Source organism: Planosporangium mesophilum, from assembly GCF_016863255.1.
Lineage (GTDB): Bacteria > Actinomycetota > Actinomycetes > Mycobacteriales > Micromonosporaceae > Planosporangium > Planosporangium mesophilum.
On the sequence record NZ_BOON01000009.1, the window covers coordinates 1 to 2,355 of the forward strand.

The following is a 2,355-nucleotide window of genomic DNA, read 5'->3' on the forward strand; positions in this document are numbered from 1 at the left end:
CATTTCAGGCGAGTGAGGGCGTCGACGGCGTCGGGGTGACCGCCACCGCCCCGGTGAGGGCATCGAGGACGTGTCGCCGCGGGCCGGGATCTACGCTGAGGTACCGGCGGCCACCCCCGAGGTTCGCCCGAATCGGAGGACCCCATGCCCGACGACCTGCCGCGCGACGGGGAGTTCGTCCAGTCGCTCGAGCGCGGGCTCGCCGTCATCCGCGCCTTCGACGCCGACAACCCGGAGTTGACCCTCAGCGAGGTGGCCAGGGCCACCGGGCTGACCCGGGCCGCGGCCCGCCGTTTCCTACACACCCTGGTCAGCCTCGGTTACATGCGCACGGACGGCCGCCGGTTCGCGCTGCGGCCCAAGATCCTTGAACTCGGGTACGCGTACCTGTCCAGCCAGTCGCTGCCCGAGGTCGCCGCGCCGCACCTCGAGCAACTGGTCGAGAAGGTGCACGAGTCCTCGTCGGTGTCGGTGCTCGACGGCGACGAGGTGGTCTACGTGGCCCGCGTGCCCACCAAGCGGATCATGACGGTGGCGATCAGTGTGGGTACCCGGTTCCCGGCCTTCGCCACCTCCATGGGGCGGGTCCTGCTGGCCGGGCAGTCCGACGACTGGCTCGACGGGTACCTGCTGTCGGCCGAGCTGCGGCCGCTGACCCCCCGTACGGTCGCCGACCCGGCCCGGCTGCGTACCGAACTGCTGCGCATCCGCCGGGACGGCTGGGCCGTCGTCGACCAGGAACTGGAGGAGGGCCTGCGGTCGGTCGCGGCCCCGATCCGCGACGCCGAGGGCCGGGTCGTCGCCGCCGTCAACGTCTCCAGCCACGCCAGCCGTCGAAGCCTCGAGGACATCCGCCGCGAGCTGTTGCCGCCGCTGTTGGAGACGGCGCGGCGGATCGGGGACGACCTGCGCGCCGCGGGTACCACCGGAGGAGCCCGGCCGGCCATGTGAATTGCACAAGAAAGCACACCCCGGCGCGCGCCGATTGGTCCGACAGATGAATGTCAATTCCCGCCGGTAGCCGGTACGGTACTGACACCGTGGGGCAGGGGCTGGGAACGGCGGAGGTGAGGCGCGTCGGCGGCGCGATCGCGCTGCTGCCCGCCGTTGTCGGGTCGACCGCCTTCGCCACCTGTTGGTTCGCCCTCAACCAGCGGGAGCCGTACGGGCCGCAGCTGCTGGGATGGGTGGCGCCATCGGCCAGCCTGGCGATCGCGGCGATGGCCGCGCGCCGGGCCGCGTTGTCGCCCGGGCTGCCCGCCGGTGCACGACGCTTCTGGAATCGGGTCGCGATGGTCGACGGCGCCTGCGCGGTGGGCGCGGCGATTCAGAGCGGCTACGCCGTCATCGGGTTCGCCCCGGGCGCCGCGAAGCTGGCACCGCCGGCCGCGGCGTGCGTCGTCGCCGCACTGCTGTACGCCATGTGGGCGGTGCTCCGGATTCCGCCCGGTGCCTGTACCCCCGGTGAGTGGCTGCCCCTGTCGCTGGACTTCGCCACGGTGGTGCTCGGCGCGGCCGTCTTCCTCTGGTACGCGGGGCCCGGACCGGTGATGGCCCGGGTCGGCCCGCGCGCCGGCTGGGGGCCGCTGGTCACCGGTATCGTCAGCCTCGCCCTGGCGGCGGCGATCGGCAAGGTCGTACTGGCCGGGGGAGGGCCGGTGGACCAGGGCGCGCTGCGCCTGCTCGGCTTCGGGTTGCTCGTCTGCGGGCTCGCTGCCGGCGCCGCGGATCTCATCGCCGACCAGCCACACCTCCTTCCCGCTCAGCTCTCGGTGCCCTACCTGGCGGTGCTCACGGTCCTGGCTGCCGACCGGCAGCAGCAGCGGGCCTTCGCCGGGGAGCGCCCGCCCGCGCCACCCCGGTGGCGTGGCCCGCTCAACCCGCTGCCGGTCGTGGTGGTGGCCGTCGTCGACGTGCTGCTGCTGTCGGCCGTGGCGGGCCGGGTGGACGGGCGGCGGTACGTGGTGGTGGGTGGCGTCATCGCCCTCACCGGGCTGGTCGTCGCGCGCCAGGCGGCCGCGCTCGCCGACAACGCCCGGCTGGCCCGGCGGCTGCGGCAGCAGGAGGAGCGGCTGAGCGGCCAGAACCGTCACGACCCGCTCACCCGGCTGGTCAATCGGGCCCACTTCGCCGACCGCCTCGAAGCCGCCCTCGTCGCCGGGCCGGTGACCGTACTCCTCGTCGACCTCGACGACTTCAAGACGGTCAACGACACGCTGGGGCACCGCACCGGTGACCGGCTGCTCGCGGCCGTGGCCGACCGGGTTGAGGGCTGCGTACGGCCCGGGGACACGGTGGCCCGGCTGGGCGGGGACGAGTTCGCTGTGCTGCTGCGGCAGGCCTGGCCGCCGGCCG

Annotated in this window: 2 protein-coding genes; both read left to right on the forward strand. The window is 73.9% G+C overall.

The genetic code is table 11. From position 1 onward, the window contains the following. Window positions 1-144 precede the first annotated feature (144 nt). Window positions 145-951, forward strand: a complete 807-nt coding sequence (locus tag Pme01_RS05955; RefSeq protein WP_168114691.1) for an IclR family transcriptional regulator — start codon at window positions 145-147, stop codon at window positions 949-951. Window positions 952-1,067: 116 nt separating this feature from the next. Continuing rightward, a partial coding sequence (locus Pme01_RS31390; RefSeq protein WP_275408499.1) for a GGDEF domain-containing protein occupies window positions 1,068-2,355 on the forward strand: 1,288 nt, incomplete at its 3' end.